The organism is Micromonospora sp. NBRC 110038 (genome assembly GCF_020884815.1).
GTDB lineage: Bacteria > Actinomycetota > Actinomycetes > Mycobacteriales > Micromonosporaceae > Micromonospora > Micromonospora haikouensis.
In genome coordinates, this window is sequence record NZ_BBOL01000001.1 from 47,124 (window position 1) to 72,790 (window position 25,667).

Consider the following 25,667-nt stretch of genomic DNA (forward strand, 5'->3'; position numbering starts at 1 on the left):
AGCCTGCCACGCGGCGGCGGGCGGCGCGTCCGGGGGAATCCCGGAGGCCGGCTCAGGGGTGGGGCGTCAGGGCCAGGTACCCGCGCTCGGCCGCCTCCTGGAGCAGCCACTGGTCCCGGTACCAGCCCGGCGCGGCGACCAACTCGTCGTGCCGGCCGCGCTGGACCACCCGGCCGGCGTCGAGCACCACGATCTCGTCGAGGTCGGCGAGCCCGCTGAGCCGGTGGCTGATCAGCAGCACCGAGTGCCCGGCGGGGGTCGCCGCCAGCGCCGAGGCGAGCACCGCGTCGGCGGCGGCCGGGTCGAGCCCCTCGGTCGGCTCGTCGAGCACCAGCACCCCGGGCGCGGCGAGCAGCGCCCGGGCCAGCGCGAGGCGCTGCCGCTGGCCGCCGGAGAGCTGACCGCCCTCCTCGCCGACCACCGTGTCCCAGCCGGCCGGCTGGGCGTGCACCCAGTCCAGCAGCCCGGCCGCCCGGGTCGCGGCGGCCAGCTCCGCCTCGTCGGCGGCGGGCCGGCCGAGCAGCAGGTTCTCCCGGACCGTGGCGTGGAAGACGTACGCCTCGGCGAGCAGGCCACCGACCGCCCGGGGCAGCTCCTCGGCCGGGTACGCCGACAGGTCGACCCCGTCGAGGGTGACCCGGCCCTCCGCCGGGCCCACCGAGCCGGTGAGGACGGCGGCGAGGGTGCTCTTGCCGGCGCCGCTGGGCCCGACCACGGCGATCCGGCGACCGGCCGGCAGGTCCAGGGTGAACCGGTCGAGGGCCGGGGCGGCACCGGCCCGGTACCGCACGGTGACCTCGTCGAAGCGCACGTCGTGCGAGCCCGGGACGACGGCGGCGACACCGGCGGCCCGAGCGGCCCCCACCCCGGCCCCAGCCCCGGCAGCGTTGTCGGCAACGGCCGCGTCGGTCTCCGCAGCGGTCAGCAGGGCGGCCACCCGGACCAGCCCCGCCCGCAGCTGCGTGCGCTGCCGGGCGGCCCCGACCAGCGCGAGCGCCACCTCGACGGCGGCCAGGGAGCCCACCGCCAGCACGCCGACCAGCACCCCGCCGACGCCGCCGCGCAGCGCGGTGACCACCACCGCGCCGGCGGTCGCACCGGCGACCAGCACCCCGGCGGCGTCCACGGCGAAGCCGGTCGCGGCGAGCCGCCGTTCCAGCCGGGCCAGCCGGCGGGCCCGGTCGGCGGCGGCGTCCAGCGCGTGCCCGGTGGCCCCGAACGCGGCCAGGTCGGCCGCGCCGTGGGTCAGGTCCACGGCGTCCGTGGCGAGGGCACCGCGCAGCGGGGCCACCTGGTCGGCGGCGTGCCGGGTCAGCGCGGTGGCCGCGAGCGGCAGGGCCACCCCGGCGACGAGCAGGCCCAGCGCCAGCACCCCGGCGGCGGGCAGCGACACGGCGGCGGCCCCGGCCACGGCCAGCACGCTGACCGTCGCGGCGGCGGCCCCCGGGACGAGCACCCGCAGCAGCAGGTCCTGCACGGCCTCCACGTCGGACACGAGCCGGCTCAGGGCGTCCCCGGTGCGTTGCCGGGCGGCGTCGCGCCGGGCGGCCAGGGCGGCGAAGACCCCGGCCCGCACGTCGGTGATCATCCGCAGCACGGCGTCGTGGCCGGCGAGGCGCTCGGTGTAGCGGAACACGCCTCGGCTGATCGCCAGCGCCCGCACCGCGACGATCGCCACGGTGAGCCGGTCCAGCGGCGGCCGGCCGGCGGCGCTCATCAGCAGCCAGGTGGCGGTGGCCATCAGGGCCAGCCCGGCGAACTCGGTGGCGGCGGCGAGCAGCCCCGCGCCGACCAGCCGGCCCAGGTACGGCCGGGCCAGCCGCAGCACGGTCCGCTCGGCGGCCCGGACGCTCCCGTCGCCAGCCCGGCTGCTCCCGCTGCTCACCGGGCCCCCTCCTCTCCGGCCGGCGCGGTGGCCACTCCCGCACCGGAGCCGGGAGCGGCCGACGCGGCAGCCACCCCTGCTGCGGGAGTCGCCGGGGCGGGGGCCAGCTCGGTGACCCGGCCGTCGTCGATCCGCAGGATCCGGTCGGCGTCGGCGAGCAGCGCCGGACGGTGGGCCACCAGCAGGGCGGTCCGCCCGGCGACGAGCCGGCGGGTGGCGGCCAGCACCCCGGCCTCGCTGGCGGTGTCCAGGCGCGCGGTCGGCTCGTCCAGCAGCACCACCGGCGCGTCCCGCAGGAACGCCCGCGCCAGCGCGACCCGCTGCCGCTGGCCGCTGGACAGTCCGTGCCCGCGCTCGCCGAGCACGGTGTCGAGCCCGTCGGGCAGGGCGGCGACGACCTCGTCCAGCGCGGCGGCGGTGACCGCGTCGGCGAGCGCGGCGTCGGGTGTGCCGGGTGCGCCGAGCCGGATGTTGTCGGCGAGCGGGGCGGCGAAGAGGTGGGCCCGCTGCGGCACCCAGGCGACCTGACGCCGCCACCCGTCGGGGTCCGCGCCGGCCAGGTCGACACCGCCGACGGTGACCCGGCCGGACGTCGGGGCGACGAAGCCGAGCAGCAGGTTGAGCAGGGTGCTCTTGCCCGCGCCGCTCGGCCCGACGATGGCGATCCGCTCGCCGGGCCGGATCGTCAGCGTGACGTCCCGCAGCGCCACGGTCCGCTCGTACGCGACGGTCACGCCCTCGAACCGGATCTCGCCGCGCCCGTCGGGGGCGGGCCGCGCCCCGGCGGGCGTCGCGGCGTCCGTGGGCCCGGCGGGGACGGCGGGGACGGTCGGGTCGGTGGCGGAGAGGGTCAGCGCCTCGTCCAGCGCGGTGAGCCCCTCCATGCTGGCGTGGAACCGGCTGCCGGCGGCCCGCAGCGGGAGGTACGCCTCGGGGGTGAGCAGCAGCACCAGCAGCGCGGTGGAGAGCGTGATCCCGCCGCCGAGCAGCCGGATGCCGACTGGCACCGCGACCAGCGCCACCGACAGCGTGGCGACCAGCTCCAGCACCAGCGCGGACAGGAACGCGATCCGCAGCGTCCGCATCGTCGCGGCCCGGTGCCCGTCGGCCATCCGGCGGACCACCTCGACCTGGCTGCGGGCCCGGCCGAACGCGCGCAGCGTGGGCAGCCCGGCGACCATGTCGAGGAAGTGCCCGCCCAGCGTGGACAGCCGCCGCCACTGCCGCTCGGTGGCGGCCTGCGCCTGCCAGCCGAGCAGCGCACCGAAGACCGGGATCAGCGGCAGGGTCAGCGCGATGATGACGGCCGAGCCCCAGTCGGCGAACGTGATCCGGGCCAGCACGGCCACCGGCACGGTGACGCTGAGCACGAGCTGCGGCAGGTAGCCGGTGAAGTACGCGTCCAGGGCGTCCAGCCCGCGCCCGGCCAGCGTGGCGAGCTGCCCGGCCCGCTGCCCGGCGACCCAGCCGGGCCCGTGCCGACCGACGGCGGCGAGCAGGTCGGCCCGCAGCGCCGCCTTGACCGTCGCGGCGGCCCGCGCCGCCACCGTGCCCTGCGCCCAGGCGACCAGCGCCCGCCCCGCCACGGCGGCCAGGAACCCGGCGAGCGCCGGCCGGGCCAGCCGCCCGTCGAGCGCGCTGGCCAGCACCGTGGCCAGGGCGGTGGCCTGCCCTACGACCAGCAGCGCCGTGAGCCCGCCGAGGACCGCGAGCACGGCGAGGTCGCGCCGGGCCGCGGGGACCCGGCGCAGCAGACGCGGGTCGAAGGGACGGCGGTTCACCAGTACACCGGTGTCCTGCCGTCGGTCCGTCCCCGGAACACCCACCAGCACATCGCCTGGAAGCCTAGTAGGGCCGGCAGGAGCGGCAGCACCAGCCAACCCAGCAGCGTCAGCGTCGGCCCGCTGGCCGCCGCGTCCGCCACGCTCAGTGACGCCCCCGGTGCGCCGGTGGAGACCAGCGCGTAGGGCCACAGCGCCGCGCCGACCCCCACCACCGGCAGCGCCAGCGCCGCCGAGGTGGCGGCGAAGGCCACCCCGGGCCGCCGCCGCCCGAGCGCCGTCCGGGCCACCAGCAGCGCCGTCACCAGCACCAACGGCAGCAGTACGGCCGGCAGCGGGCGCTGCGTCGCGGCGCGTACCCGATCGGAGAGCAGGCCCGCGACGGCGGCCAGGGCGACCGCGGCGAGCGCCGCCGCGACCAGCCGGCGGGCGGTACGGGTCAGCGGCGCGGCGGCCTCGGCCGGCAGCCGGAGCGTGAGGAACGTCGCACCGTGCGCCGCCATCAGGGCCGCCATCGCCAGCCCGGCGAGGGCCGCGAACGGGGTGGCCACGTGGCCGACGCCCGTGACGTGCCCGTCGGCGGCCAGCGGTACGCCCTGGAGCAGCCCGGCGAGCAGCGCGCCCCAGCCGAACGCGGCGGCCAGGCTCCCGGCGGCCACCACCCGGTCCCAGGCGGCGCGGGTCGGCTCGCCGGTCGGGCGGCTGCGCAGTTGCACGCCGACGGTCACCGTGATCGTCCCGCCCAGCGCGGCGGCCACGACGGGGTAGAGGCCGGACAGCAGTTCCCCCTCCAGGGCGGGGAACGCGCCGAACAGGATGCCGGCGGTCGCCGCCAGCCAGACCTCGTTGCCGAGGAAGAACGGGCCGACGGCGGTGAGCGCCGCCCGCCGGTGGGCCGGCGGCCCGCCTCGGGCCAGCAGCAGGCCGACGCCGTAGTCGTAGCCGGCGAGCACGAGGTAGCCGGCGAGGAAGAGCCCGAGCAGGGCATACCAGGCGAGTTCCACGGGTGGCCTCCTCAGCCGAGGACGGGGACGGGACGGGGGTCGTCGGCGGCCGGGCCGGGCCGGCGGCCGAGGGCGGGGTCGGCGGCGCCCCGGGCGGCGTGCCGGGCGAACAGCACCCAGTTGGCGACGGCGAGCCCGCCGAGCAGCAGGGTGAAGCCGATCAGCGAGGCGAGCATCACCCCCGGCGCGACCGGGGAGACGGCGCGCTCGGTGGAGAGCAGCCCGTACGCGACCCAGGGCTGGCGGCCCACCTCGCGGGCGATCCAGCCGAGGATCACCGCGACGAAGGGCAGCGGCAGCGCCAGCAGGACCAGCCAGAGCGGGAACCGGAGCCGGATGAGCCAGTCCCGCCAGAGCAGGGGGAGCAGCAGCCACAGGCCGCCGAGGAGGAACCCGATCAGGATCATGAAGCCGAGCCCGACGTCGGCGAGCACGGGCGGGGTGTAGTCGCCGGGCCCGAACCGGGCGGCCCACTCGGCGACCAGGGCGTCGCGCTGTGCGCCGCCGCCGAACTTGGTGGGCTGGGCCTGCCCGACGGGCCCGAACTGGGCGAAGCCGAAGCCCTGCACGAGGCTGATCGAGACGGCCGCGGTGACCAGGCCGATCCGCAGCGAGGCGCGGAACAGCGCGTGGTCCGGGGTGCGCCGGATGAGGTGCCAGGCGCTCACGGCCGCCATCAGCATCCCGCCGGTGAGCAGGGCGGCGGCGACCACGTGCCCGAAGGCCAGGCCGAGGGTGGGGTTGGTCAGCAGCGCGCCGAAGTCGGTCAGGTGGGCCACCCCGTCGCGTACCTCGTAGCCGACCGGGTGCTGGAGCCAGGCGTTCGCCACCATGATCCAGAACGCGGAGGCGTACGCGGTCAGGGCCACGCCCCACAGCAGCGCCAGGTGTACGCCCCGGCGCAGCCGGTGCCAGCCGAAGATCCACATCCCGAGGAACGTGGACTCCAGGAAGAACGCGACCAGGGTCTCGATCGCCAGCGGGGCGCCGAAGACGTTGCCGACGTAGCGCGACAGGCCGCTCCAGTTCAGCCCGAACTGGAACTCCATGAGCAGGCCGGTGCCGATGCCCAGCACGTAGTTGATCACATAGAGCTGGCCCCAGAACCGGGTCAGCCGCTCGTAGGCGGGGTTGCCGGTGATCGCCCAGGCCGTCTGGAGCCCGACGAGCAGGGTGACCAGCCCGAGCGTGACGACGACGAAGAGGAAGTGCAGCGAGGTGGTGGTGGCGAACTGGAGCCGGGCGAGGAGCAGAGGATCCATGACCGCCCTCCGAGGGTAGGCTGTCTTGTCGTAGCGAGCCTACACATAGGCTCTCTACATATCGGCCCGCATGTCGGCGATCCGGCACCAGGGGAGGCGTTCGGCAACGGGGGACGCGGGCCGATCCGCGCCGCCGCGCCCGGCGCGCGCCGGCGATGTCGGCGCGCCGGGCGCGCGCTGGCGATGTCGGCGACATGGGGGTATCCCGAGAGCCAGATACCCCCATGTCGCCGACCTGGAGTCGATCAGGGTCGGGCCGCGGGCCGGGCAGGGCGAGGCCGGGTCCGGGTCGGGCGGGGCCGGGGCGGGGCCGGGGCGGGCGAGGCCGGCAGGCGGGCGTCAGTCCGGCGGGCGGCGAGGAGTCAGCTCAGGAAGAGGGAGACCGGCAGTGAGACCAGGGTGGCCGCCACCGCCAGCGCGGCGGCCCCGAGCAGCCGGGGCGGCCGGTCGGCGACCAGCAGCCGCTGGACCCGCACGTCCAGGTCCCGGTCGCCGAGGCCGAGCGTGCCGGCCGGGGCGATGCGGTGGCCGGCCGCCGCGAACCGGCGCAGCGCCCCCGCCAGGGGAGCCTCGGCGTGCAGCTCGCGGGCCTTGTCGTCGGCGCGCATCTCGACCAGCAGGGCGACCCGCTCGTGCGCGTCGCGTACCCACCGGAACCAGGGCAGCGCCCGGCACAGCGCGGTGAACGGCAGCAGCACCAGGTCGTGGCGCTCCTGGGCGTGCGCCCGCTCGTGGGTCAGCACCGCCGCCAACTCGGCCCGGTCGAGCATGCTGAGCGCCCCGGCGCTCACCACCACGCGGGGCTTGACCCCCGGCAGGCAGTACGCCGCCGCGCTCGGATGGTCCAGCACCAGCGCCCCCGGCACCTCCGGGTCCCGCCGGGCCACCAGGGCGAGCAGGTCCCGGTGCCGCCGCTGCGCCCGGACGGTGGCGTGCACGCTGCGCACGGTCGTGCCGAGCAGCACCGCCCCGATGCCGAACCCGACCCCGACGAGGCCGAGGTGCACCGCCCCCACGCCGACCGGCAGGGTGCCGTGGGCAAGGTCGTCGGCGAGGGCGAGCAGCGCGCTCCCGGTCGGCCGGTCGTACGGGGCCACGCCGAGCGCCATCGGCAGGCCCATCGCGGAGAGCCCCAGCGCCAGCCCGACCGCCTGCCAGCAGACGATCGCCACCCGGGGGGCCCGCCACGTCCAGGTCGACGCCGCCAGGACCTGCGCGGTCAGGTAGCAGGCCAGGACCGTCGCGGCGAAGTGCACGGCGTACGCCATGACGCCGGCCCTACCGGTCCGTCGCCTCGTCGGCGAGGGCGGGCCGCCCGGCCAGGTCGGCACGCGGTCCCTCGACCCGGCCGGTCAGCGGCTCCGCCCCGGTACGCCCGGTCGGCGGGGCGTCCGCCTCGGCGCCGAGGGCGGCGCGCAGCACCTCGGCCTCGGTGCCGGTCACCGACCGGGCGAAGCGCACCAGCGCGGCGTCCCGGCTGCCGCCGAGGTCCAACGCGTCGAGCATGAGCTGGGCGATGTGCGCCTCGCGGCTGGCCGCGGCCTGGTAGCGCCAGGCCCGCCCCTCCCGCTGGCGGCGCACCATGCCCTTGCCGGCGAGCCGGTCCAGCACGGTCATCACCGTCGTGTACGCCAGCTCGCGGCCGTCGAGGGCCTCGGCGACCTCGCGCACGGTCACCCCGTCCGACGTGCCCGGGACGGTGTCCCACAGCACGTCCATCACCGCTCGCTCAAGATCACCCAACCGCGTCACGACATGAATCCTACCCCCCGTAGTAGACCCCTCCCACGGCAGCGCCCCTGAGCCGGAACTCACCCGCGGCTCGGCCGAGGTCAGGTTTTCGGGGGGAGCCCGCCCGCGGAGGGATCAAGCCTGACCGCCCGGAGCGGGCGGGCTCCCCCCGAAAACCCCAAGGCCGGAACGCTAGACCCCCTTGGGGTGCCAGACCGTCTTCGTCTCCAGCAGCGTCGTCATCCGCGTGACGCCCGGGTCGGCGTGCCAGTCGTGGTCGGCCGGGGCCGGCCGGAGCACCCGCTTCAGGTTCTCCGCCGCCCTGACCTCCAGGTCGGCGGCGAGCGCGGCGTCGCTCACCCCGGTCAGGTCGATCGCGTTGACGTCCATGTGCGCGGCCAGCGTCGGCACGGTCTCGGTGAGCGCGCCGGTGAGGATGTTCACCACCCCGCCCGGCAGGTCGGAGGTGGCCAGCACCTCGGCCAGGGTCACCGCCGCCAGCGGCTGGGTCGGGGAGGCGGCCACCACCACCGTGTTGCCGGTGACGATCGCCGGGGCGATCACGCTGACCAGGCCGAGCAGCGCCGGGGACTCGGGGGCCACCACGGCCACCACCCCGGTCGGCTCGGGCGCCGACAGGTTGAAGTACGGCCCGGCGACGGGGTTCGCGCCGCCGTACACCTGGGGGAGCTTGTCGGACCAGCCCGCGTACCAGACCCAGCGGTCGATCGCCGCATCGACCTCGTCGCCCGGCACGCCCAGGGCCACGAACTGCTCGCGGCGGCCCTCCAGCATCTCGGCGACCCGGTAGAGGATCTGACCCCGGTTGTACGCGGTCGCCCCGGCCCACCCCTTCACGGCGGCGCGGGCGGCGACGACGGCGTCCCGCGCGTCCTTGCGGGAGGCCAGCGACACGTTCGCGGATTGCACGAGATACGACCGTCCCGACTCGCTGCGCGGGAACTTCCCGCCGATGAAGAGCTTGTACGTCTTGCGCACCGCGACCCGCTCAGACATCGAGGTACCCCTCCAGCCCGTGCCGGCCGCCCTCGCGACCGTAGCCCGACTCCTTGTAGCCCCCGAACGGCGAGGTCGGGTCGAACTTGTTGAACGTGTTGGCCCACACCACCCCGGCGCGCAGCCGGTCGGCCATCCACAGGATCCGGGAACCCTTGTCGGTCCAGATCCCGGCCGACAGCCCGTACGGCGTGTTGTTGGCCTTCTCGACGGCCTCGGCCGGGGTGCGGAACGTCAGCACGGACAGCACCGGGCCGAAGATCTCCTCCCGGGCGACCCGGTGCGCCTGGGTGACCCCCGTGAAGATCGTCGGCGCGAACCAGAACCCGCGCTCGGGCAGCTCACACGGCGGCGACCAGCGCTGCGCCCCCTCGGCCGCGCCCGCGTCGGACAGCTCGCGGATGCGGGCGAGCTGCTCGGCCGAGTTGATCGCGCCGATGTCGGTGTTCTTGTCCAGCGGGTCGCCGACCCGCAGCAGCGCCATCCGGCGCTTCAGCGACTCCAGCACCTGCTCGGCGACCGACTCCTGCACCAGCAGCCGCGACCCGGCGCAGCACACGTGCCCCTGGTTGAAGAAGATGCCGTTGACGATCCCCTCGACCGCCTGGTCGACCGGGGCGTCGTCGAAGACGATGTTGGCGGCCTTGCCGCCCAGCTCCAGCGTCACCTTCTTGCGGGTGCCCGCGACCGACCGGGCGATGGCCTTGCCCACCTCGGTCGAGCCGGTGAACGCGACCTTGTCCACGCCCGGGTGCTCCACCAGCGCCCGGCCGGTGTCGCCCGCGCCGGTGACGATGTTGACCACGCCGGCCGGCAGGTCGGCCTGCTGGCAGATCTCGGCGAACAGCAGCGCGGTCAGCGGGGTGGTCTCCGCCGGCTTGAGCACCACCGTGTTGCCGGCGGCCAGCGCCGGGGCGATCTTCCACGCCAGCATGAGCAGCGGGAAGTTCCACGGGATGACCTGCGCGGCCACGCCCAGCGGCTTCGGGTCGGGGCCGAACCCGGCGTGGGACAGCTTGTCGGCCCAGCCCGCGTAGTAGAAGAAGTGCGCGGCGACCAGCGGCAGGTCGACGTCCCGGGACTCCCGGATCGGCTTGCCGTTGTCGAGGGACTCCAGCACGGCCAGCTCGCGGGAGCGCTCCTGGATGATCCGGGCGATCCGGAACAGGTACTTGGCCCGGTCCCGGCCCGGCATCGGGCCCCACACCTTCTCGTACGCGGTGCGGGCGGCGCGGACCGCGCGGTCCACCTCGGCCCCGCCGGCCCAGACGACCTCGGCGAGCACCTCCTCGGTGGCCGGGTTGACCGTCTTGTGGAGATCCTCGCCGGCGACGAACTCGCCGTCGATGAACAGGCCGTAGGACGGCCTGAGGTCGACGATCGCGCGCGACTCGGGCGCAGGGGCGTATTCGAAGATCACGCTCAGTCCAGGGTGAAGTAGTCGGGACCGGAGTAGACGCCGGTCGTCAGCTTGGTGCGCTGCATGAGCAGGTCGTTGAGCAGGCTGGACGCGCCGAACCGGAACCAGTCCGGGTCCAGCCAGTCGCCGCCGACGGTCTCGTTGACCATGACCAGGTACTTGATCGCGTCCTTGGTGGTCTTGATCCCGCCGGCCGGCTTCACGCCGACCTGCCGTCCGGTGGCGGCGCGGAAGTCGCGGACCGCCTCCAGCATCACCAGGGTCACCGGCAGGGTCGCCGCGACCGGCACCTTGCCCGTGGACGTCTTGATGAAGTCGCCGCCGGCCAGCATCGCCAGCCACGACGCCCGGCGCACGTTGTCGTAGGTGGCCAGCTCGCCGGTCTCCAGGATCACCTTCAGGTGGGCGTCCCCGCACGCCTGCTTGGTGGCCACGATCTCGTCGTAGACCTCCTGGTAACGCCCGGCCAGGAACGCGCCCCGGTTGATCACCATGTCGATCTCGTCCGCGCCGGCCGCCACGGCCGCCCGGGTGTCGGCGAGCTTGACCTCCAGCGGCGCCTGCCCGGACGGGAACGCCGTCGCCACGCTGGCCAGGTGCACGCCGCTTCCGCGCAGCACCTCGGCCACGTGCGGCACCATCGCCGGGTAGACGCAGACCGCGCCGACGTGCGGGCAGGACGGGTCGGCCGGGTCGGGGCGCAGCGCCTTGGCCGCGAGGGCCCGCACCTTGCCGGGGGTGTCGGCCCCTTCGAGGGTGGTCAGGTCGACCATCCGGATGGCCAGGTCGATCGCCTGGGCCTTGGCCGTGGTCTTGATGGAGCGGGTGCCGAGCTGGGCCGCCCGCTGCTCCGCGCCGACCTGGTCCACGCCCGGCAGGCCGTGCAGGAAGGTCCGCAGAGCGGTCTCGGATCGTCCCAGCTCGGAGAGGTCCGACCGGGCCGACGTCGCTGTCGCCGTCATGCCCGGAAGTCTACGCACCCGCGCGCCCCGTGATCTTGGTCACGCGACCGCGCTGTCGGCCGTGGAGGTGAGCGGCGTCGCTCCCCATGTCCCGGGACCCGACCGTTCGGTAGGTTGACCGATCGTGGACGTACACGTCATCGATCACCCGCTCGCCCAGTCGCGGCTGACCGCCATGCGGGACGCGCGCACCGACTCCTCCTCCTTCCGGGCCGCGCTGCACGAGCTCACCACCATGCTCGTGTACGAGGCCGCCCGCTCCTTCCCCGTCGAGAAGTACCCGGTGCAGACCCCCGTCACGGCTGCCGAGGGCACCCGGCTGGCCAACCCGCCGCTGCTCGTGCCCGTGCTGCGGGCCGGCCTCGGCATGGCCGACGCCGCGCTCGGGCTGCTCCCCGAGTCGTCCATGGGCTTCGTCGGCCTCGCCCGCGACGAGGAGACGTACGAGCCGCGCGCCTACATGGAGTCGCTGCCCCGCGACCTCGCCGGCCTGCCCGTGCTCGTCCTCGACCCGATGCTCGCCACCGGCGGCTCCCTGGAGCACTGCTGCCGGCTGCTCGCCGACCGGGGCTGCACCGACATCACCGTCCTCTGCGTGCTCGCCGCGCCCGTCGGCATCCGGCGGCTGGAGGAGTCCGGCCTGCCGCTGCGCCTGGTCACCGCCTCGATCGACGAGGGCCTCAACGACAAGATGTTCATCGTGCCGGGCCTCGGCGACGCCGGCGACCGCCAGTTCGGCGGCATGCCCCGCTTCTGAGGCGCGAGTTGGGGCGCGCGGGGGTGCGCTCAGGCGCTACCGTCTCCGGCCATGACTGGTGTTGCGCTGGCCGAGGAGTTGCTGCTCCTCGCGTACGACGATGAATCCGGCAAGGCGACCATGCCGCGGATCAGCCTCGACCTCGGGATGGCCGCCGCCGTACTGATCGAGCTGGCCCTCGCCGGCCGGGTCGCGTACGCCGACGGGAACCTGGTGGTCACGGACCCGGCGCCCACCGGCGAGCCGATCCTGGACGAGGTCCTGGGCCGGATGGCCGCCGACACCCCGCACAGCCCGTCGTCGTGGGTGCAGCGGCTGCGGCACGGCCTGCGCGACCGGATCCTCGGCGACCTGGTCGCCCGGGGCGTGGTGCGCGACGTCGAGGAGACGGAGCTGGGCTTCATCCACGTGCACCGCTACCCGACGGCGGACGCCAGCGTGGAGGAGGACACCCGGCGGCGGCTCGCCGAGGCGCTGGCCGGCGGGCAGCTCCCCGACGAGGCGACGGCGGCGCTGGCCACCCTGGTCGCGGTGCTCCGGATGGAGCCGGCGCTCGGCCTGACCGGCGACGCCGCCGTCGACGCCCGGCGGCGGCTGGAGGAGATCGCGGGCGGGGCCGGCTTCTCCGGCACCGTCAGCCTGGACGACTCGGTGGTGCGCCCCTCGGTGGCCCTGGTCGTCACCGCCCTCGGCCAGGCGGTCGACGCCGCCCTCGGCAAGCGCCCCTGAGGCACTGACCCACCCACCCAGCCTCGGTGATCAAGAGAAATGCGTCATCGTCGGCCTCGACGATGACGCAAACCTCTTGATCACCGAGCTGCGGCGGGCCCGGCCGCGGGTGCCGGTCAGGAGGCCGGAGGGGGCGGGCGTGCGGCCTTACACGCCGAGGGCGGCGGCGATCTCCGCGCGGAGGGCCGCCAGCGCCGTCGCCGCGCGGCCCCGGGCCGCCGGCACGTCGCCGTCCGCGACCGGCTCCACCACCTCCAGGTACGCCTTCAGCTTCGGCTCGGTGCCCGACGGGCGGATCACCACCCGGGCCGCCTCGTTGCGCAGGATCACCACGTCCGCCTCGGGGAGCAGGTCCCGCGCCTCGGTCACCGGCTGCCCGAGCAGCGTCGTCGGGGTGGCCGCCCGCACCCGGGCCATCGTGTCGGCGATGATCCGCAGGTCGTCGACCCGCACGGAGAGCTGGTCGGTGTGGTGCACGCCGAACTCGGCGGCCAGCTCGTCGAGCCGGTCGGTGAGGGTGCGCCCCTGCGCCTTCAGGCCGGCGGCCAGCTCGGCGACGGTCAGCGCGGCGGTGATGCCGTCCTTGTCGCGTACGTGTTCCGGGGCGACGCAGTAGCCCAGCGCCTCCTCGTAGCCGTAGACGAGGGGAGCGGAACCGCCGCCGGCCCGGACGATCCACTTGAACCCGGTGAGCGTCTCGTCGTAGGGCAGGCCCCGGGCGGCGCACATGGCCCGCAGCAGGGACGACGACACGATGGTGGTGGCGTAGAGACCCTGCACGCCCCGGCGCATGAGGTGGTCGGCGAGCAGCGCGCCCACCTCGTCGCCGCGCAGCATCCGCCAGCCGCCGGACCCGTTCGCGCCCGCCGAGCCGGCAACGGTCGCCGGGCCGGCAACACCCGCCACGCCAGCAGCTCCCGCCGCACCCCGATCGCGGACGGCCACCGCGCAGCGGTCCGCGTCGGGGTCGTTGGCGATGGCCAGGTCGGCGTCGGTGCGCCGGGCGAGGCCGACGAGGCGGTCGATCGCCCCCGGCTCCTCCGGGTTGGGGAAGCTGACGGTGGGGAAGTCCGGGTCCGGCACCGCCTGGTCGGGCACCACGCCGGGGATGCCGAAGCCGGCGCGGGCGAAGGCGGCGGTCAGCACGGCCGCGCCGACGCCGTGCAGCGGCGTGTAGGCCACCTTCAGCCGCCGGGCCCCCGCCGGGTCGACCACGGCGGCGGCCCGGTCGACGTACGAGACGACGAGGTCGTCGCCGACGACCTGACCGGCCGGGCCCAGCGGCACGTCGGCGAGCGGACCGACCGCCCGGATGGCGGCCTCGATGCCGGTGTCGGCGGGCGGCACGATCTGCGCCCCCGCGCCCAGCTCGCCGCCGAGCTGCGCGCCGAGGTAGACCTTGTAGCCGTTGTCCTGCGGGGGATTGTGGCTGGCGGTCACCATCACGCCGGCCGCCGCGTCGAGCTGCCGCACCGCGTACGCGAGCACGGGGGTGGGCAGCGGGCGGGGCAGCAGCAGGGCGGCGCGGCCCGCGCCGGTGGCGACCTGGGCGGTGCGCTCGGCGAACTCCCGCGAGCCGTGCCGGGCGTCGTACCCGATGACCAGCGGGCCGGTGGCGTCCTGGGCGGCGAGCCAGGCGACGAGCCCGGCGGCGGCCTGGGTGACGACGGCGAGGTTCATCCCGTTGGGGCCGGCGCGCAGCGGGCCGCGCAGCCCGGCGGTGCCGAAGGTCAGCGGCCCGGCGAACCGGTCGGCCAGCTCGGGCGCGCTCCCCGGGAGCCCGTCGAGCACGGCCTGCAGCTCGTCGCGGCTGGCCGGGTCGGGGTCGTCGTCGAGCCACCGCCGGGCCCGGTCGCGAAGGTCGTCGAGCCCGCGCGCGTCGTCGCGGTCGCGGGTCTCGTCAAGGTCAGTGGGTTCCGCCGCCATGGCTCTTGATAGCACGGCGGCGGATCACCACGTCGCGTCGGCCCGGCCGGGCCGGTGTCGCGCCGGCCCGGGCCCGGCCGGCGTCGGGTCGCCCCGTCGGTGTCAGTTGCTGCCGCCGCCGAGCTTGAACGAGGCCACCATCTGGTCGAAGATCGGCTTGCTCTCGGCGAACCGGGCGTCGGTCGAGGAGAGGTAGAACGAGTAGACCTTGCCCTCGTGCACCACCCCGCGCCACACCCCGTGCCGCTTGGTGTCGCCCTCGCCGCACGTGTATTCGAACTCGGCCGCCGCCTTGCCGTCGAGCTCCTGCTCGGTCATCGACACCTGGTTGTACGGCTTCTGGCAGGAGGCCGACCGGCTGCGCAGGCCGTTCGCGGCGGACTCGGCCCAGCGCATCGACGAGGTGCTCCACCGTTCGGAGAGGATGCGCACCTTGCGGCCGTTGTCCTCCGGGTCGACGTAGTCGACCCACACGGCCCCGTCGGCGCTGCGCCGCTCCCAGCCCTTCGGCACCTGCACGGTGACGCCCTTGGCCGACTGCTCCTGCATCTCCACCCCGGGACCGGCGGGCGCACCCGCGCTCGGCTGCCCCTGCGGGGTGGCCGGCGACTCCGGGTCGTCGCCGCCGGTGAAGGCGAACACGGCGATCAGCAGCAGCACGGCGAGGCCGCCGGCCGCGGCGAGCTGCGTCCTGCGCGGCCAGCCCTTGACGGTGGCGACGAGGCGGCCGGCTGCGCCGCCGCCGGTGGCCGGGGCGGGCGCGCCGGCGGCCGGGGCGGTCCACGGCTGGCCGGTGCCGGGCACCGACCACTGGCCGCCGCCGTACGCGCCGCCGCCGACGCGCTGGGTGGCGTCGGGGGAGCCGCCGAAGCCGGGGACCGGCTGGGTGGCGTCGGGCTGGCTGCCGTAGGTGACCCGCTGCGTCGCGTCCGGTCGGGGCCCGAACGGCACCTGCTGGGTGGCGTCCGGCGAGCCGCCGCGGAAGCCGGGCACCTGCTGCGTCGCGTCGGCCGCACCCCCGCCGAAGCCGGAGACCCGTTGCGTGGCGTCGGGCGAGGCGCCGAGGCCGGAGACCCGTTGCGTGGCGTCGGGCGAGGCGCCGCCCTGGGGCACGCGCTGGGTGGCGTCGGGCGAGCCGCCGTACGTCATCCGCTGGGTGGCCTCCGGCGCGGCGCCCGCGTCGACCCGCTGGGTCGCCGCAGGCGGGCCGCCGTACGTGCGGCCGGCCGGCGGCGGGGGCGGCGTGGGCATCGCCCCGGTGGGGGTGTGCAGCGGGCCGGCGAGTGCGTCGGCGCTGGTGTCGTCCAGCGCGGCGGCGCTCGCGGCGGCGGCGGTCTTCTTCTTGTTCTTGCCCTTCTCGCCCCGGCGCAGCGCGGCCAGCCGGTCGGTCAGCGACTCGCCGGGGGCGAGCATCGCCCGGCCGCCGATCTGCCCGCTGGGCTTCGGCTCCTCGGCGGGCGGCGGCGTGACGACGGGCGGGCGCGGCTTGACCGGCACCACCGCGTACGGGTCGGTGACCGAGTTGACGGCGGTGGCGGTGCTGGTCAGCGGGCCGGCGAGCAGCTCGCGCAGCATCGCGCGGGCGGTGTGCACGTCGAGGCGGCGGGCCGGGTCCTTTTCCAACAGCCCCATCAGCACCCGGGTCAGCGGGCCGCTGCGCTGCGGTGTGGCCGGCGGGTCCTCGACCACGGCGTGCATGGTCTCGATCGGGTCGCCCTTGTCGAACGGGGGCCGGCCCTCCACCGCCGTGTAGAGGGTCACGCCGAGCGAGAACAGGTCGCTCGGCGGGCCGAAATCCTGGCCCATGGCCCGCTCGGGCGAGATGAAGTGCGGCGAGCCGAGCACCATCCCCGGCGTGGTGAGCTGCACGTCGGTGGGGAGCTTGGCCACGCCGAAGTCGGTGAGCACGCACCGGCCGTCGGTGCAGATCAGCACGTTGGCCGGCTTGACGTCGCGGTGCAGCACCCCGATCGCGTGGGCCACCTCCAGCGCGCCGAGCAGAGCGATGCCGATCTTGGCGACCGCGCGGGGGGCCACGGGCCCGTCCTCGATCACCATGTCGGCGAGGCTGCGGGCGTCCAGCAGCTCCATCACGATCCAGGGGCGGCCACCCTCGGTGACCACGTCATACACCTGGACGACGGCCGGGTGCTGGATGGCCGCCGCCGCGCGGGCCTCGCGCAGCGTGCGTTCGTACATGGCGTCGCGGTCGCTCGGGGCCAGGCCCGGCGGGAGGACGACCTCCTTCACCGCCACGTCGCGCCGCAACAGGGTGTCTGTGGCACGCCAGACCGTGCCCATGCCGCCGTTGCCCACCGCGGACCGGAGGGAGTATCGGTCACCGATGGTGGTGCCGGCTGCCGCACGTCCGTGGGGTGGGCTGACTGGTCCGCCGCTCCACGTCGGGATCTGAGTCACAGAAAAGCCACCGGGGGAAATCGAGGGGGCTGGGACACAACACCCCTATCTTGCTGGTTCCGACGCCCGATGCGAAACCCGACGCGACGGACGTTTACCGAACCGGACCCTACGTGGCCAGGCGTTCACCCTCGGGGGCGCCGGGAAAGACAGGGGTCCGGTGTGCGGAATCCCTCACCCTCCGGCGCGGCGGCACGTCCTACCATCCGGGGATGAGCGAACCGCGGTCGAGCGAGTCCGGCTTCCCGATCAAGGGTGTCTACACCCAGGCGGACCTGCCAGAGGACCTGCCCGACCGGCTGGGCGGGCCGGGGGAGTTCCCGTACACCCGTGGGGTCTACTCCACCATGTACACCTCCCGACCGTGGACGATGCGACAGTACGCCGGCTTCGGCACCGCCACCGAGAGCAACGCGCGCTACCACCAGCTCCTGCGCGCCGGCACCATGGGCCTGTCCGTCGCCTTCGACCTGCCCACCCAGATGGGGTACGACTCGGACGACCCGATCGCCCACGGCGAGGTCGGCAAGGTCGGCGTCGCGATCGACTCGATCGAGGACATGCGGCTGCTGTTCGACGGCATCCCGCTGGACAAGGTCTCCACCTCGATGACGATCAACGCGCCCGGGTCGGTGCTGCTCCTGCTCTACCAGCTCGTCGCCGAGGAGGCCGGGGTGCCGGGCGCGGCGCTCAACGGCACCATCCAGAACGACATCCTGAAGGAGTACATCGCCCGGGGGACGTACATCTTCCCGCCGAAGCCGTCGCTGCGGCTGGTCGCCGACACGTTCGCCTACTGCCGGGCGGAGGTGCCGAAGTGGAACACCATCTCCATCTCCGGCTACCACATGGCCGAGGCCGGCGCGACGCCCGCGCAGGAGATCGCGTTCACCCTGGCCAACGGCGTCGAGTACGTCCGGGCGGCGCTCGCCGCCGGGCTGGCCGTGGACGACTTCGCGCCCCGGCTGTCGTTCTTCTTCGTCGCCCGCACCACCCTGCTGGAGGAGGTCGCGAAGTTCCGCGCCGCCCGGCGGATCTGGGCCCGGCTCATGCGTGACGAGTTCGGCGCGAAGAACCCGAAGTCGATGATGCTGCGCTTCCACACCCAGACGGCGGGCGTGCAGCTCACCGCCCAGCAGCCCGAGGTGAACCTGGTCCGGGTGGCGATCCAGGGGCTGGGCGCGGTGCTCGGCGGCACCCAGTCGCTGCACACGAACAGCTTCGACGAGGCCATCGCGCTGCCCACCGAGAAGGCCGCCCGGCTGGCGCTGCGCACCCAGCAGGTCCTCGCGTACGAGACGGACCTGACCGCCACCGTCGACCCGTTCGCCGGGTCGTACGTGGTGGAGGCGATGACCGCCGAGATCGAGGCGGCGGTGGTGGAGCTGATGGAGCGGGTGGCCGACCACGGTTCGGTGGTCGACGCCATCGAGGCGGGCTTCCAGAAGCGGGAGATCGAGCAGTCGGCGTACCGGATGGCCCAGGAGATCGACTCGGGCGAGCGGGTCGTGGTGGGCCTCAACCGGTTCACGGTCGACGCCGACGAGCCGTACGAGCCGCTGCGGGTGGACCCGACGATCGAGGCGGCCCAGGCCGAGCGGCTGGCGAAGCTGCGGGTCGAGCGGGACAACGCCGCCGTCGAGCGGGCGCTGGGCGAGCTGCGCGCCGCCGCCGAGGGCACGGCGAACGTGCTGCACCCGATGAAGGAGGCGCTGCGGTCCCGGGCCACGGTCGGCGAGGTCTGCGGCACCCTGCGCCAGGTCTGGGGCACGTACCGCCCCAGCGACAGGTTCTGACCCACCCCTGATCCGTCGGTTGAGGGGTCGCGAAGCGTAACCGGGCGGGGCTAGGGTCGCCGGTGTGAGCCCAGCCGGGGCGGCCCGGTGTGTGCCACCCGGGGCAGTGGGTAACCCGTCCGCGTGAACGGGACGGACAGCGTGTGCGGGAGCATGCCGACCCGTCGTGTCACCGTCGGGAGTCGTCCGGCCGCCGAGTGCGGTCGGTTAATTGTCTGAGCGGCGGTTAGCCGAAGCGACTAATGCGACAATTCGGTAGCGACGGCCCCGGATCGAGGGTGATTTCGTGACCGCCGAGTCGGTTACGGGTTGTAGGAGGTGTGGGGCAGATGACGGCGTTCAACCGCGATCTACCTGCTGTCCCGCAGATTATGGAGCCCTCCCACCAGGGCTTTCGTGACGCTGCGCGGTCCGATCACTACGGGAATGATGTTGCACAGAGTCACCGTCGAAGGTCTAGGCTGGCGGCTGTCATCCCCGAAGATCCATCCATTCCTAGTGATCGAGATTTCGACGTGACGAGTGCGTTGACGCTGCCGAACGGCAGCCACCTGGCGTCGTCGGCCTGGCCGGAGTCGCCGTCCGGGTCGCAGCCTTTGCCCTTCGAGCTCGACCATCTGCTCGCCCTCCGGGTGCCCGGCCTCGTTGCCACCCGCCGGCACATCCACTCCCACCCGGAGCTCTCCGGCGAGGAGTTCGAGACAGCGGCCCTGATCGCCCGCGAGCTGTCCCTCGCCGGCCTGCGGCCCCGCATGCTGCCGAAGGGCAACGGGGTCATCTGCGACATCGACGGCCGCCCCGACGGCCCGGTGGTCGCGCTGCGCGCCGACATCGACGCGCTGCCGCTGACCGACGTCAAGGACGTGCCCTACCGGTCCACGAAGGACGGCGTCTGCCACGCCTGCGGCCACGACGTGCACACCACCGTGCTGCTCGGCGTCGGCATGCTGCTGGCCCAGCTCGCCGACCTCGGCGAGCTGGACGGCCGGGTCCGGCTGATCTTTCAGCCGGCCGAGGAGATCCTGCCCTGCGGCTCGCTGGAGGTCATCGAGGCCGGCGGCCTCGACGACGTCGTGCAGATCTTCGCGCTGCACTGCGACCCCAACCAGCCCGTCGGCAAGGTCGGCCTGCGGGTCGGCCCGATCACCGCCGCCGCCGACAACGTCACCGTGCGGCTCACCGGCCCGGGCGGGCACACCGCCCGTCCGCACCTGACCGTCGACCTGGTCGACGCGCTCGGCCGGCTGGTCACCGAGGTGCCCGCCCTGGTCAGCCGCCGGGTGCCGGCCAACAGCGGGCTGCTGCTGGTGTTCGGCCACGCCTCGGCCGGCACCCGGTACAACGTGATCCCGTCCGAGGCGACGGCGTCCGGCACCCTGCGGGTGATGGACCGCAACACCTGGGACGAGGCCCCCAAGATCGTCGCTCAGGTGGTGCGGGACGTCATCGCCCCCACCGGCGCCACCGTCGACCTGGAGTACCTGCGCGGCCGACCTCCGGTCACCAACGACGCCAGGGCGATCCAGGTGCTGACGGCGGCGACCCACGCCGCGCTCGGCCCGGACGGGGTCGCCGAGACCCCGCAGAGCATGGGCGGCGAGGACTTCTCCTGGTATCTGGAGCACGTCCCCGGCGCGCTGGCCCGGCTCGGCGTCGGCCGGTCCGGCCCGAACGTCGACCTGCACCGGGCCTCGTTCGACGTCGATGAGCGGGCCATCGCTGTCGGCGTCCGGGTCATGGTGCAGACCGCGCTGCGGGCACTGGCGGCGGCGCGCTGACGACCGGCGCCGGCGCCCGCCGCCGGCGCCGCCTCAGCACCGTCACCAGCACGGCCACCGGCACGCCGATGGCCACCGCGAACGGCAGCAGCGCCCCGAGCACCGTGAGCAGCACGCCCAGCGAGGCGACGAACGCCGTCCAGCCGCCGCGCAGGCCGACCAGGAAGCCGGTGTCAGGCTCCGGGTCCCGGACGTCCGCCTCCGGCCCGACCAGGGTGAGGGTGATGGTGGAGAGCGCCGTCAGGTCGGCCAGGCGGCGCTTCTTCGCCTCCAGCGAGGCGAGGTCGGCCTCCCGGCGGGCCACCTCGCTCTCCAGCGTCACCAGGTCGCCGATCGAGGTGGCCCGCGCCAGCAGCTTGCGACCGCTCTCGACCCGGGCCCGCTGGGTGGCGATCCGCGCGTCGAGGTCGACGGTCTCCTCGGTCACGTCCTCCGTGCGGATCGCCCGCTGTTCCTGCCGGCCGAGCCGCGCCAGCTCCTCCAGCACGGCGGTGAACCGCTCCGCCGGCACCCGCAGCTGCAGCTCCGCCCGGGCGTCGGCGGTCCCCCCGCTGCTGCGCTCGTCGCCGCCGACGAAGCCACCGATGCCGGTGACCGCCGTGACGGCCGACCGGGCGGCGGCGTCCACATCGTCCACCCGTACCCGCATGGTTCCGGTGTAGATGATCGAGCGCTGGTCGACCCGCAGGTCCGGTGACCCGCCGCCCGCGCCCGAGCGCGCCCCACCGGCGTCGGCCCCCTGCTCCGCCTTCGCCCCGCCGGCCGGCGCCTCCTGCTGCGGAGCCACCGCCGCCGAGTCCTCGGCGCCGCCGCTGCCGCCGTCGGCGCTGCACCCGCCGACCGCCAGCAACGCCACCAACCCCACCGCGGTCCACAGCCTGCGTCTCGCGTGTCCGTCCATCAACAGCTCCGATCGTCTGCGCCCCCCGTCGGGCGATACGTCAGACGCGACGCGGCACCGGGCCGGTTCCGGCAGACTGCGCTCTGAGACATCACGATTAGGTCAATCGAGGAGTCACGATGCAGCTCACCAAGTACGCCCACTCCTGCCTCCGCGTCGAGCACGACGGTGGGGTGCTGGTCGTCGACCCCGGCGTCTTCAGCGACCCGGGAGCGCTGGACGGGGCGGACGCGGTGCTGATCACCCACGAGCACCCCGACCACGTCGACGTCGCGGCCCTCACCCGGCAGCTCGACCGTCGGCCGCTGCGCATCCACGGCCCGGCCTCGCTGGCCGGCGTCCTCGGCGACGCGGCCGAGGCCCTGGAGCCGGTCGCGCCCGGCCAGTCGTTCACGGCCGCGGGCGTGCCGGTACGCGCCTACGGCGGCCGGCACGCCGTCATCCACCCCGACATCCCGGTCGTGGACAACCTCGGATACCTGCTCGACGACGTCGTCTACCACCCCGGCGACTCGCTGGTGGCACCCGAGGACGTCCAGGTGGACACGCTCTTCGCGCCGATCCACGCCCCCTGGTCGAAGTTCTCCGAGGTCGTCGACTTCATCCGCGCCGTCGCCCCGCGCCGGGCCTTCGCCCTGCACGACGGGCTGCTCAACGACAACGGGCTCGCCGTCCTCGACCGCCAGTACGCCGCCCTGTCCGGCACCGACTACCAGCGCCTCGAGCCGGGCAGCCGGCTCGACGCCTGAGCCGTGCCGCTCCCGCAGGACCTCCTCCGGCGGCTCTACACCGAGCCGCCGGAGGGGTTCGTCGCCACCCGCGACGCGGCCGTCGCCGAGGCCCGGCGCTCCGGCGACCCGGCCACGGCCCGCGAGATCGCCCGGCTGCGCCGGCCCACCGTGGCCGCCTGGCTGGTCAACCTGCTCGCCCTGCGCCGCCCCGAGCTGGTCGCCGACCTGACCCAGCTCGCCGAGGCGCTGCGCGCCGCCCAGCGCGACCTGCGCGGCCCCCGGCTGCGGGAGCTGTCCGCCCAGCGGCGGGCGGCGGTCGCCGCACTGGTCGCCGAGGCGCGCCGGCTGGCCGCCGACGTCGAGGGCGGCCCGCCGGCCGGGAAGCTGCCGCTGGGCGAGGTGGAGGCAACCCTCAACGCCGCCCTCTCGGACGCGGGGATGGCCGAGCAGGTGCGCTCGGGCCGGCTGTTGCGGGCCGCCAGCTACGCCGGCTTCGGCGAGGTGCCCCGCCCCCAGCTCCGCCTGGTCACCGGCGGCGAGGAGCCGACACCACCCGCCGGCCCGCCCGCCGGCCCCGGGCACCGCGCCGCCGACCGGAGGACGGGTCGTGGCGAGCACGCCGGCCGTGCCGATCAGGCCGACCGGAAGGCCGGCCGCGCCGATCACGCCGATCACGCCGCCCGCGAGGCGGGCCGCACCACCCGGGAGGACGACCGCGCCGAGCGTGCCGCCCGGAAGGCCGACCGTGCCGAGCGGGACGCCGCCCGTGCCACCCGGGAGGCGGAGCGCGCCGCGCGGGCCGAGCGGGCCCGGCAGCGCCGGGCGCTGGAGCGGGAACTGACGCGGGCGCGTACCGACCAGGAGCGGGCCGAGGCGGAGCTGGCCGGCGCGGCGGAGGCCGAGCACGACGGCGCCGAGGAACTGGCCGGCATCGAACGGTCGCTGGCCGAGCTGGAACGGCGGCGCGCCCGGGCCGAACAGGAGCTGAGCCGACGGAAGCTGGCCCGCCGGGCGGCGGAGCGGGCCGTCACCGCCGCCCGCCGCCGCACCGGCGAGGTCGAGGGCGCGATCGAGGCGGTGGACGCCGAAGAGGGGGCTGCGGCGGAGGGCCCCGGCGGGGCAGACTGATCCCGATGACGCCGGAGCAGGTCGCCGCCGCGAGCAAGCCGTTGGTGCTGGGGCTCGGGGCGGCGTTCACCCGCTGCCCGGCCACCCTGCGCCGGGCCGGCCGGCTCGGCATCCCCGGCTGGGCCTTCCACGTCGCCGGCCGGGCCGGGGTGCTCGGCGACGTCCGGGTCGCCACGGTGACCGCCGCCCTCGGCTTCGTCGCCCCCGACGCCGTCGCCGACGGGTGGGACGCCGCCGCCCGCGTGCTCCGCCCGCCCGAGGTGGCGGCGGCGTACCTGGCCGAATGCTGCCGGTGGGGCATCGAGCACCTGGCCGCCATGGCCGGGGTGACCCGGCTGGCGACCCTGCTGCACCGGGTGGCCGACGCGGCCGACGCCAGCGCGATGCCGCTCTTCGCCGCCTGGCGGGCCACGCCGCCGCCGGCCGACTCACCGGCCGCCCGCGCCGCCGTCGGGCTGCTGCTGCTCCGGGAACACGTCATCGGGGCGTGCCTGCTGGCGTCGCGGGCCGGCGGGCTGACGCCGCTGGAGTCGGTGCTGTCCGGCCCGGACGGGGAGTCCGCCGCGCTCGCCTGTGGCTGGCCGCCGCCGTATCCCCCGGCCGGGCCCCTGGTGCGCCGGCGGCTGTGGGCCGACGCGGTGACCGACCGCCTGACGTCGGTCGGCTTCCGGGCCCTCACCCCGGCCGAGGGCACCGAACTGCTCGACCTGCTGACCAGCGCGCACACCCTGGTGCAAGGAAGGGCCCCTTCCTGACGCCTGAGGTGCAGCTCACCACGCCGCCCCGCGCCGAGCGGCGCGCGGGGCGCTGCGGGGCGCCGGGCGCGCCAGGGGGAGCGGGAGCGGCGGGAGGAAAATGGGGGGCGCGGGCGCAGGGGTGGCTGCCAGGATCGCCCCGTGACTCTTCCCGCCGGCTGGGCGGCGCGCCGCCCCACCCTCGACGACGTACCCGCGATCCTCGCGGTCGTGCACGCCGCCGACACCTTCTCGATCGGCCACCCGGACTTCGACGCCGAGGACGTCAAGGCCGCGCTGACGGCACCGTACTTCGACCCGGCGCGCGACTCCTGGCTGGTCAGCGACCCCCAGGGCCGGCTCGTCGCCTGGTCGCTGGTGGACAACCCGACCGGGGTGGGCCGGGAGTTCGTCGACGTCCTCGTCGACCCGGAGCACGGCGCGGCGGTCCGTGCGCCGCTGCTCGCCCGGATGCTGGACCGGGTCGCCGAACGGGCCGCCGAGCGGGGCCTGCCCGCGCTGACCGTCCGCGTGTCGGCGTACGGGCCGGAGACCCGGTGGGCGGCAGAGCTGGCCGAGGCCGGGTTCACCCGGGTGAAGCGGTACCTGCGGATGAGCCGGGAGCTGGCCGACCTGCCCGCCGAGCCGCCGCTGCCGCCGGGGGTGACGGTCCGCCCGTTGCGGGCCGGCGACGAGGCGGACCTGCGGCTGTTCCACCGGATCTTCGACACGTCGTTCCGGGACACCCCGGACTACGAGCCGGTCGGGTACGACCAGTGGCGCGAGCACCTGCCCGCGTACGCCAGGACCTGGGACGAGTGGTTCGTCGCCGAGGTCGACGGGGAGCCGGCCGGCGCGTTGCAGTCGTCCGACCAGGCGCTGGAGCAGGACATGGGCTGGGTGCGCACCCTGTCGGTGCTGCCGACGCACCGGCGGCGCGGGGTGGGGGCCGCGCTGCTGCGCCGGGCCTTCGCGGTCTACGCGGCCAAGGGGCGGCGGCATGCCGGCCTCGGCGTGGACCTCGCCAACCCGACCTCCCCGGCGACGCTCTACCGCTCGGTAGGGCTGCGGGAGCTGCACTGGGCCGACATGTACGAGCGCACCGTCCCCGCCGCGTGACAGGAACCCCGCCGCCGCGTGACGGGCGGCCCGCCGGTGTGGGCCAGGCGACCCCGCCCCGGGCCGCCGTGCGCCCCGATCCGGGGGAGAGCAGACTGAGGGCGTGGGAGACGCGCTATGCCGACGCGGTGCCGGTGGGGCGGGACCGCAGCTCGCTGACGTAGTCGTCGGGCGCGCCCGCCTTCTCGGCGGCGTTGGCGATCTCCGACAGGTACCAGGCCGTCGGCAGGCCGCCCTCGTAGCCGTCGAAGACGTAGACCCAGGCGGTCACGTCCCCGTCGAGGGTGGAAACCCGGACGTGCAGCTTCCGGTACGTCCCGGAGGTCACCCCCTCGATCTCGTCGAGCTGGGCGGCGTCGTACGGGTGGATGTCGTAGAGCGCCACGAACACCCGGTCACCGGGGGACTCGACGACGGTGCTGACCGCGCCCTCCCAGCCGATCACGCCCTCGCCGGCGAAGGTGAGCCGCCAGCCCTCCAGCCAGCCGACGCCGACCATCGGGGAGTGCGGGCAGTAGGCGCGCATCCGGGCGGGATCCAGGTTTGAGCCGTAGGCGGCGTAATGACGCACGGCGATGACGATAGCCC

21 protein-coding genes are annotated in these 25,667 nt (G+C 75.4%); 8 read left to right on the top strand and 13 right to left on the bottom strand.

Annotated features, from left to right (window positions below; translation table 11 throughout):
* Window positions 1-52: 52 nt before the first annotated feature.
* The 9 genes from cydC to deoC form a co-directional block, all read right to left on the bottom strand.
* Entirely contained in the window at window positions 53-1,885 is a 1,833-nt protein-coding gene (cydC, locus tag LPU61_RS00200) for a thiol reductant ABC exporter subunit CydC (RefSeq protein ID WP_308102526.1), read from the bottom strand.
* Complete coding sequence (cydD, locus tag LPU61_RS00205; protein ID WP_229403733.1) at window positions 1,882-3,666, bottom strand: thiol reductant ABC exporter subunit CydD; 1,785 nt, start codon at window positions 3,664-3,666, stop codon at window positions 1,882-1,884. Before cydD ends, cydC begins: the two co-directional genes overlap by 4 nt.
* Complete coding sequence (locus LPU61_RS00210; RefSeq protein ID WP_229403734.1) at window positions 3,663-4,670, bottom strand: cytochrome d ubiquinol oxidase subunit II; 1,008 nt, start codon at window positions 4,668-4,670, stop codon at window positions 3,663-3,665. Before LPU61_RS00210 ends, cydD begins: the two co-directional genes overlap by 4 nt.
* 11 nt (window positions 4,671-4,681) lie before the next feature.
* Window positions 4,682-5,932 (bottom strand): cytochrome ubiquinol oxidase subunit I, encoded by a 1,251-nt coding sequence (locus tag LPU61_RS00215; RefSeq protein WP_229403735.1) that lies wholly within the window; start codon window positions 5,930-5,932, stop codon window positions 4,682-4,684.
* Window positions 5,933-6,294: 362 nt separating this feature from the next.
* Window positions 6,295-7,200 (bottom strand): M56 family metallopeptidase, encoded by a 906-nt coding sequence (locus tag LPU61_RS00220; RefSeq protein ID WP_043961842.1) that lies wholly within the window; start codon window positions 7,198-7,200, stop codon window positions 6,295-6,297.
* 10 nt (window positions 7,201-7,210) lie between these two features.
* Window positions 7,211-7,684, bottom strand: coding sequence for a BlaI/MecI/CopY family transcriptional regulator (locus tag LPU61_RS00225; protein ID WP_229403736.1), 474 nt, complete (start codon window positions 7,682-7,684; stop codon window positions 7,211-7,213).
* 171 nt (window positions 7,685-7,855) lie between these two features.
* The gene (locus LPU61_RS00230) at window positions 7,856-8,680 is read right to left on the bottom strand and encodes an aldehyde dehydrogenase family protein (protein WP_043961844.1); all 825 of its coding nucleotides are present in this window, start codon (window positions 8,678-8,680) and stop codon (window positions 7,856-7,858) included.
* Window positions 8,673-10,097: an aldehyde dehydrogenase family protein gene (locus tag LPU61_RS00235; RefSeq protein ID WP_229404539.1), complete on the bottom strand. Its 1,425-nt coding sequence runs from the start codon at window positions 10,095-10,097 to the stop codon at window positions 8,673-8,675. The genes LPU61_RS00230 and LPU61_RS00235 overlap by 8 nt, the downstream gene beginning before the upstream one ends.
* A gap of 5 nt (window positions 10,098-10,102) precedes the next feature.
* Entirely contained in the window at window positions 10,103-11,062 is a 960-nt protein-coding gene (deoC, locus tag LPU61_RS00240; protein WP_091279031.1) for a deoxyribose-phosphate aldolase, read from the bottom strand.
* Between the two features lie 124 nt (window positions 11,063-11,186).
* On the opposite strand from deoC, the gene upp reads away from it, so the two are divergent.
* A complete protein-coding gene (gene upp / locus LPU61_RS00245; RefSeq protein ID WP_229403737.1) occupies window positions 11,187-11,819 on the top strand; it encodes a uracil phosphoribosyltransferase in 633 nt (210 codons plus the stop codon).
* A 51-nt stretch (window positions 11,820-11,870) separates the two neighbouring features.
* The gene (locus LPU61_RS00250) at window positions 11,871-12,548 is read left to right on the top strand and encodes a GPP34 family phosphoprotein (protein WP_229403738.1); all 678 of its coding nucleotides are present in this window, start codon (window positions 11,871-11,873) and stop codon (window positions 12,546-12,548) included.
* Window positions 12,549-12,695: 147 nt separating this feature from the next.
* On the opposite strand, the gene LPU61_RS00255 is transcribed toward LPU61_RS00250, so the two are convergent.
* Both LPU61_RS00255 and LPU61_RS00260 read right to left on the bottom strand, forming a co-directional pair.
* Window positions 12,696-14,474, bottom strand: a complete 1,779-nt coding sequence (locus LPU61_RS00255; protein WP_229403739.1) for a phospho-sugar mutase — start codon at window positions 14,472-14,474, stop codon at window positions 12,696-12,698.
* A 102-nt stretch (window positions 14,475-14,576) separates the two neighbouring features.
* Entirely contained in the window at window positions 14,577-16,892 is a 2,316-nt protein-coding gene (locus tag LPU61_RS00260; RefSeq protein WP_229403740.1) for a serine/threonine-protein kinase, read from the bottom strand.
* A gap of 212 nt (window positions 16,893-17,104) precedes the next feature.
* On the opposite strand from LPU61_RS00260, the gene LPU61_RS00265 reads away from it, so the two are divergent.
* The gene (locus LPU61_RS00265) at window positions 17,105-18,688 is read left to right on the top strand and encodes a methylmalonyl-CoA mutase (RefSeq protein WP_043961850.1); all 1,584 of its coding nucleotides are present in this window, start codon (window positions 17,105-17,107) and stop codon (window positions 18,686-18,688) included.
* Between the two features lie 515 nt (window positions 18,689-19,203).
* Window positions 19,204-20,466: an amidohydrolase gene (locus tag LPU61_RS00270; protein ID WP_043961852.1), complete on the top strand. Its 1,263-nt coding sequence runs from the start codon at window positions 19,204-19,206 to the stop codon at window positions 20,464-20,466.
* Here LPU61_RS00270 and LPU61_RS00275 read toward each other — a convergent pair.
* Window positions 20,423-21,367, bottom strand: a complete 945-nt coding sequence (locus LPU61_RS00275) for a DUF4349 domain-containing protein (protein ID WP_229403741.1) — start codon at window positions 21,365-21,367, stop codon at window positions 20,423-20,425. The genes LPU61_RS00270 and LPU61_RS00275 overlap by 44 nt on opposite strands.
* A gap of 119 nt (window positions 21,368-21,486) precedes the next feature.
* Between LPU61_RS00275 and LPU61_RS00280 the strand changes: the two genes are divergently transcribed.
* From LPU61_RS00280 to LPU61_RS00295, 4 genes are all read left to right on the top strand, one after another.
* Entirely contained in the window at window positions 21,487-22,116 is a 630-nt protein-coding gene (locus tag LPU61_RS00280) for an MBL fold metallo-hydrolase (RefSeq protein ID WP_043961854.1), read from the top strand.
* 3 nt (window positions 22,117-22,119) lie between these two features.
* Window positions 22,120-23,226, top strand: coding sequence for a hypothetical protein (locus LPU61_RS00285; RefSeq protein WP_229403742.1), 1,107 nt, complete (start codon window positions 22,120-22,122; stop codon window positions 23,224-23,226).
* A 5-nt stretch (window positions 23,227-23,231) separates the two neighbouring features.
* The gene (locus LPU61_RS00290) at window positions 23,232-23,981 is read left to right on the top strand and encodes a hypothetical protein (protein WP_043961856.1); all 750 of its coding nucleotides are present in this window, start codon (window positions 23,232-23,234) and stop codon (window positions 23,979-23,981) included.
* A gap of 141 nt (window positions 23,982-24,122) precedes the next feature.
* Window positions 24,123-25,079 (top strand): GNAT family N-acetyltransferase, encoded by a 957-nt coding sequence (locus tag LPU61_RS00295; protein WP_229403743.1) that lies wholly within the window; start codon window positions 24,123-24,125, stop codon window positions 25,077-25,079.
* A gap of 115 nt (window positions 25,080-25,194) precedes the next feature.
* Here the strand turns inward: LPU61_RS00295 and LPU61_RS00300 are convergent, their stop codons facing one another.
* Window positions 25,195-25,650, bottom strand: coding sequence for a gamma-glutamylcyclotransferase (locus tag LPU61_RS00300; protein WP_043961858.1), 456 nt, complete (start codon window positions 25,648-25,650; stop codon window positions 25,195-25,197).
* Between the last annotated feature and the right edge of the window lie 17 nt (window positions 25,651-25,667).

Excerpts from the sequence above, each read along its gene's own strand:
- LPU61_RS00230 (WP_043961844.1), bottom strand. The coding sequence starts at position 8,680 with ATGTCTGAGCGGGTCGCGGTGCGCAAGACGTACAAGCTCTTCATCGGC.
- deoC (WP_091279031.1), bottom strand. The coding sequence starts at position 11,062 with ATGACGGCGACAGCGACGTCGGCCCGGTCGGACCTCTCCGAGCTGGGA.
- LPU61_RS00250 (WP_229403738.1), top strand. The coding sequence starts at position 11,871 with ATGACTGGTGTTGCGCTGGCCGAGGAGTTGCTGCTCCTCGCGTACGAC.
- LPU61_RS00280 (WP_043961854.1), top strand. The coding sequence starts at position 21,487 with ATGCAGCTCACCAAGTACGCCCACTCCTGCCTCCGCGTCGAGCACGAC.
- LPU61_RS00215 (WP_229403735.1), bottom strand. The coding sequence starts at position 5,932 with ATGGATCCTCTGCTCCTCGCCCGGCTCCAGTTCGCCACCACCACCTCG.
- LPU61_RS00220 (WP_043961842.1), bottom strand. The coding sequence starts at position 7,200 with ATGGCGTACGCCGTGCACTTCGCCGCGACGGTCCTGGCCTGCTACCTG.
- LPU61_RS00290 (WP_043961856.1), top strand. The coding sequence starts at position 23,232 with ATGACGCCGGAGCAGGTCGCCGCCGCGAGCAAGCCGTTGGTGCTGGGG.
- LPU61_RS00265 (WP_043961850.1), top strand. The coding sequence starts at position 17,105 with ATGAGCGAACCGCGGTCGAGCGAGTCCGGCTTCCCGATCAAGGGTGTC.
- LPU61_RS00275 (WP_229403741.1), bottom strand. The coding sequence starts at position 21,367 with ATGGACGGACACGCGAGACGCAGGCTGTGGACCGCGGTGGGGTTGGTG.
- LPU61_RS00255 (WP_229403739.1), bottom strand. The coding sequence starts at position 14,474 with ATGGCGGCGGAACCCACTGACCTTGACGAGACCCGCGACCGCGACGAC.